This is a genomic window from Janthinobacterium sp. AD80, assembly GCF_002878455.1.
Taxonomy (GTDB): domain Bacteria; phylum Pseudomonadota; class Gammaproteobacteria; order Burkholderiales; family Burkholderiaceae_D; genus Janthinobacterium.
Map to the genome: position 1 here is coordinate 1 of NZ_NRDQ01000086.1, position 5,647 is coordinate 5,647.

The 5,647-nt window shown below is 64.5% G+C and carries 6 protein-coding genes; 5 read left to right on the plus strand and 1 reads right to left on the minus strand.

Annotated features, from left to right (window positions below; genetic code table 11):
• Positions 1–192: 192 nt before the first annotated feature.
• Complete coding sequence (locus JaAD80_RS17360) at positions 193–1,134, minus strand: MerR family transcriptional regulator (RefSeq protein WP_102295832.1); 942 nt, start codon at positions 1,132–1,134, stop codon at positions 193–195.
• Between the two features lie 204 nt (positions 1,135–1,338).
• Here JaAD80_RS17360 and JaAD80_RS17365 point away from each other — a divergent pair, with 204 nt between their 5' ends.
• The 5 genes from JaAD80_RS17365 to JaAD80_RS17385 form a co-directional block, all read left to right on the plus strand.
• Entirely contained in the window at positions 1,339–2,649 is a 1,311-nt protein-coding gene (locus JaAD80_RS17365; RefSeq protein ID WP_102295833.1) for an NAD(P)/FAD-dependent oxidoreductase, read from the plus strand.
• Positions 2,639–3,436: a DUF1365 domain-containing protein gene (locus tag JaAD80_RS17370; protein WP_102295835.1), complete on the plus strand. Its 798-nt coding sequence runs from the start codon at positions 2,639–2,641 to the stop codon at positions 3,434–3,436. The genes JaAD80_RS17365 and JaAD80_RS17370 overlap by 11 nt, the downstream gene beginning before the upstream one ends.
• Complete coding sequence (locus JaAD80_RS17375) at positions 3,433–4,674, plus strand: cyclopropane-fatty-acyl-phospholipid synthase family protein (RefSeq protein ID WP_258003052.1); 1,242 nt, start codon at positions 3,433–3,435, stop codon at positions 4,672–4,674. The genes JaAD80_RS17370 and JaAD80_RS17375 overlap by 4 nt, the downstream gene beginning before the upstream one ends.
• Positions 4,675–4,676: 2 nt before the next feature.
• Positions 4,677–5,225, plus strand: a complete 549-nt coding sequence (locus JaAD80_RS17380; RefSeq protein ID WP_102295837.1) for a chalcone isomerase family protein — start codon at positions 4,677–4,679, stop codon at positions 5,223–5,225.
• On the plus strand, positions 5,222–5,647 hold a 426-nt coding region (locus JaAD80_RS17385; protein WP_180979456.1), incomplete at its 3' end, for an MFS transporter. The genes JaAD80_RS17380 and JaAD80_RS17385, both read left to right, overlap by 4 nt.

Below are 5,647 nucleotides of genomic sequence, written 5' to 3' on the forward strand. Positions count from 1 at the left end.
TCGGGGGCGGCGGTTTTTTTCTTGAAGAAACTAAACATGGATATGTGGTGGCGGGTGCTGACCTTAGGCCCGGCGGCGCCGGACACTGTTGATGGGGCTATTCTACCAGAGCGCGCCCGGCCCTTCATGCTTTACTGTTCGATTGGCAACATTGCGCGGGTATCCACGAAGATCGCCGCAGTTCTGCCGCGTTCAGTGCGTTTGCAGGGCATCGGCCTGATGCCGGCGGCGCCAGTCGGCGATGCTTTCTTCGACTTGCCGCAAGTCCAGCACGTGCAGGAAGGACGGCGGGCGCCGGTAAAGGACGGGGCTGCGTCCGCCGGCCCACAGTTCCATACTCGGCGGCAAGCTCGCGTGCAGCTGCTGCAGGCTGTCGCGCGCCTGCCGTTCCTTGCTGGCGCTGGAAAACGACAGCGCCACGATATCGGCCCGCTGCGCGCGGGCAGCCGCGACGATGTCCGTCAGGGGCGTCTCCACGCCCAAGGACAGGCACTGGGCGCCGGCCGCCGTGCACAGCGCTTCGGCCATCAGCAGGCCCAGGCCATGGCGTTCCTGCGGCAGGGTGCTGAGGACGATGCGCGGCGTGCGGATGCTGGGACTGCTTGCCTGCGGCAGGGAAAAAATGGCATGGCGCATCACCGTCTGCAGGGTTTCGCTATATAAATGTTCTTCATACACGGCCAGGTCACCGCAGGCCCAGGCCTCGCCCACCATGCCCGTCAGGGGCGCGATGACGTCGATGGTGAAGGCTTTCAGGCCCAGCACCGTCAAGGCCTGGCGCAGGGCATCGCCCAGTTCCGCCATGCGGTGGCCGCGGCACAGCGCCAGGTAGTGCTCCAGCTGTGGTGCCGCCTGTCCCGGCGTGCTGGCGCCCGCGCCTGCCAGCTGCTGCAACTGGGCAGTGCTGTGCTGCATGATTTTTCCGGGACGAAAGCCCAAGTCCAGCAAGCGCTTGACCATGCGCAATTTTTGCACCTGCTCGGCTGGATAGCTGCGCTCGCCAAAGGCATCGCGCTGCGGCTGGGGAAAGGCGTAGCGGCGCTCCCAGACACGCAAGGTTTCCTTGGCCAGCCCGGTGTCGCGCTCGACATCGCTGATGCTGAAGGCGGGAGTAGGTTGCAGGTCAGTATCCATACCAGAGGGGCTTTGCTCGCTTGCAAAAGAACGTGGCATGCATTTTACGCCTTCCGCTGCCCCGTACCAAATAGCTGAATCCGATTGAAAATTGCTGGCGTATAAGTTTGTGAACTGCCGAGAGCGCTCATTGACATAAATCAATATTTCATCGATTATCCATGAGGCTTTTTTGTCCAGGACAAACTTAATACGGGTATATTCATGAAAATTGCCGTCGTCGGAGCAGGAATTGCAGGATTGTCGTGTGCCTATCGCCTGGCGCAAGCTGGCCAGGATGTCACCTTGTACGAGGCCGGCGACTATTTTGGCGGCCACAGCCATACGGTGGATGTGACGCTCGATGGTGCCACGCATGGCGTCGATACGGGCTTTCTCGTGTTTAACCACGCCACCTACCCGAACCTGGTGCAGCTGTTCGACGAGCTGGGCGTCGAAGCGGCAGACAGCGACATGTCGTTTTCCGTGAAGATGCCGCTGGGTACCGCATCCGATGCGCGCGTGCTGGAATGGGCGGGCGCCAATTTCGATACCGTGTTTACCCAGCGCAGCAATCTGCTGCGCCCCGCCTTCCTGCGCATGCTGCGCGATATCCTGCGCTTCAACCGCCAGGCCAGTGCCCTGGCCACGGGCGGCGTGCCGGCACCGGCCCTGTCGCTGGGCGAGTTTCTTGACCTGCACGGCTATGGCGAGGAATTCCGCCACTGGTATTTGCTGCCGATGGCCGCCTGCATCTGGTCGTGCCCGGCGCGCCAGATGCTGGCCTTTCCCTTGGCCACCTTCATCCGCTTCTGCCACAACCATGGCTTGCTGCAAGTGAGCGACCGGCCGCAGTGGCGCACGGTGCGCGGCGGCTCGCGCGAGTATGTGAAAAAATTACTGGCAGGCATCCCGCAGCAGCGCCTGGCGTGTCCCGTGCTGGCCGTGCGCCGCCAGCCGCACGGCGGCGCACGCATGGTCGAGCTGCACACGGCGGCCGGCGTCGAGCATGTCGACCATGTCGTGCTGGCCTGCCACAGCGACCAGTCGCTGGCCCTGCTGGGCGATATCCGCGACGATGAACGCAAGGTGCTCGAAGCCGTGCGCTACCAGCCGAACCGGGCTGTGCTGCACACGGACGCTTCCTGCCTGCCGCAGCGGCGCCGCGCCTGGTCGGCCTGGAATTACCAGGGCCGGCCGGCCGCGCAGGGCGATGCACCGCAAGTGTGCGTGCATTATTTGCTGAACCAGCTGCAGCCCTTGCCGTTCACCACCCCCGTCATCGTCTCGCTCAATCCGCTCGACGAGCCGGACCCGGCCAAGGTCATCGACGAGTTTTCCTATGCCCATCCCGTGTTCGATGGCGCCGCCATCGCCGCCCAAGAGCGCCTGGCCGGTTTCCAGGGCACGCAGCACACGTGGTTCGCCGGCGCCTGGACCGGGTATGGCTTCCATGAAGACGGCTTGAAGTCGGGCCTGTCCGTGGCCGAAGCGCTGAATGGCATGGCGGCGGCGGAGCTCGGCCATGCCGCGTGATCCCGGCCAGCCAGCCCAGGCGCGGCCCCAGCTGTGCCTGGGGCTGGTGCGCCATGCGCGCCTGCGTCCGCGCGCGCATGCCTTCAGCTATGGCATGTTTTATCTGCGATTGCCCCTGCGCAGCATGGGCACGCAGGATTTCGCCGCGCGGCTGATTTCGCGCAACCGCGCCAATGTGCTGTCCTTCCGTGACAGCGACCATGGCGATGGCGCGACGCCGCTGCAGGAGTGGATCGATGGCCTGCTGCGCCAGCATGGCGTGACGGACGCGGGCGGCGAAATCTGGCTGCAAACCATGCCGCGCATGTTCGGCTATGTCTTCAATCCTGTCAGCTTCTGGTTTTGCCACCGTCCCGATGGTGCGTTGCGCGCCGTGCTGTGCGATGTGCGCAATACCTTTGGCGAACGCCATTTGTACCTGCTCGACCACGGCGATGCGATCGCCTACGGCAGCGAGTTGCGCGCGAAGAAGATTTTCCACGTCTCGCCTTTTTGCAAGGTGGAAGGGCAGTACCGCTTCCGTTTCCTGCGCAATAGCGAAAAGGCTGGCGAGCGCCACCTGGCCAGGGTCGATTACGACGACCTGGACGGCCCGCTGTTGCAGACCAGCCTGGCCGGCACGGCGCAGCCGCTGCGCGATGGCGCCATCGCTTGGGCCCTGCTGCGCTACCCCTTGATGACGTTTGGCGTGATGGCGCGCATCCACTGGCAAGCCTTGCGCCTGTGGCTGCGCCGCGTGCCGTTTTTCAGCAAACCCCTACCCCCACAAGAAAAGGTGTCACGATGAGCTCCGACTCCCTGCCGACCGGCCTGCATGCGCGCAGCAGCACGACCGCCGACCATGCGCATCTGGACCTGCCCGCGAGCGCGCGCATGATTCTGCGCCTGCTGGAAAAATTGCAATATGGCGCCTTGCGCCTGCGCACGCCGGACGGCAGCGTCTTGCTGTACGGCGACGGCAGCCACCCCGTTACGCTGGACTTGCACAACTGGCGCCTGTGCACGGCCGTGCTGCGCTCGGGCGACATCGGTTTTGCTGAAACGTTCATCGCCGGTGACTGGCGCACGGACAATCTGCCGGGCCTGATCGAGCTGATGATACGCAACCGCGCGCAGATCGAGTCCTTGATCTACGGTAACTGGTGGGGCAATGTGATTTACAAAGTCCGCCATTTGCTCAACCGTAATTCGCGCAAGGGCAGCAAGAAGAATATCCACGCCCATTACGACATCGGCAACGCCTTTTATCAGCTGTGGCTGGACCCGTCGATGACGTATTCGAGCGCCCTGTTCAGCGACGGCGCCAGTCTGGAACAGGCGCAAGTGGCCAAGTACCGGCGCATCGCCGGTCAGCTGCAGCTGCAGCTGCAGCCAGGCGCCAGGGTGCTGGAAATCGGCTGCGGCTGGGGCGGCTTTGCGGAAACGGCGGCGCGCGAGCATGGCGCCCATGTGACGGGCCTGACCTTGTCTACCGAACAGCTGGCGTATGCACGCCAGCGTCTGCACGACGCGGGGCTGGCGCAACAGGCTGACTTGCAGCTGTGCGATTACCGCGACAGCGCCGGCCAGTACGACGCCATCGCCTCGATCGAGATGTTCGAAGCCGTGGGGCAAAGCTACTGGCCCGGCTATTTCGCCTGCGTGGCGCGCAACCTGAAGCAGGGCGGCCGCGCCTGCATCCAGACCATCGTCATCGCCGACGAGCTTTTCGAGCGCTACAGCAAGAGCACTGACTTTATTCAGCAGTACATTTTTCCGGGCGGCATGCTGCCGTCGCCGGCGGTGTTTCGCCGCGCCGCCGAAGCGCAGGGCTTGCGCGTGGAAGACGCCTTCAGCTTTGGCCTCGATTACGCGGAAACCCTGCGCCAGTGGCGCGCCAGCTTCCTGGCGCAGCGCGTGGCGCTGGAAAAACAGGGCTTCGATGGCCGTTTCCTGCTGACCTGGGAGTTTTACCTGGCGTATTGCGAGGCCGCTTTCCTGGCCCACAACACGGATGTCATGCAATTTACCCTCATCAAGGAGTGACCATGCGCCGACTGCTTGCCGCCGTTGTGCTGTCCTTCAGCGTATTTGCTGCCGTTGCCGCGCCTCCGGCCTTTGTGACCGGGGATGTGCCCGAAGCCCGCCTGGCGGGAGAAGGCGATTACACCTGGTTTGGCATGCGCATTTATCAGGCGCAGCTGTGGGTGGGCCCGCTGGGCTACCAGGGGGCGGCGTCCGAAACGGCGCCGTTCGTGCTGGAACTGCGCTATGCGCGTTCGCTCGACGGCAAGAAGATCGCCGAAGCCAGCTACGAACAGATGCAGAAAATCGGCGTGGGCACACCGGAGCAGCGCCTGGCCTGGCTATCGACCATGCAGCGCATCTTTCCTGACGTCAGGGAAGGCCAGCGCATCGCGGGCGCCTACCGGGCCGGCATCGCGCCCGGCGTGCGCTTCTATCTCGATGGCAAGGTGCTGGCCGATGTGAGCGATGGCGACTTCGCGCGCGCCTTTTTCGCCATCTGGCTCGCGCCCGCCACGACGGCGCCGAAGCTGCGCAGCGCGCTGCTGCAGAATGCGGCGCCGCTGCCATGAATGCCGGGGCTGGCGCGTTGACCTTGCCGGCCTTGTTCCGCTATGGCCTGTTCGGCTTGCCGCTGGCCATGCTGGCGCTGCCCATCTATATATATGTCGCGCCGTTTTATGCGCAGCGCAGCAGCCTGGACCTGGCGCAGATCGGCGCCGTGCTGCTGGCGGCCAGGATCGCCGCCGCCTTTATCGATCCGGCCCTGGGCGCCTGGATGGCGCGTGGCGGGCGCGCGTATGCCGTGTATGTCGCCATCTCGCTGCCCTTGCTGCTGCTGGGCTTTGGCGCCCTGTTCCATCCGCCCGCCATGCAGGAAGCGGCCACCCTGGCATGGTTCCTGGCAACCTTGCTGCTCGTCTACACCGCCTACGGCCTGGCCAGCATTGCCCACCAGAGCTGGGGCGCCGCGCTCACGCAGGCGCGGGCGCAG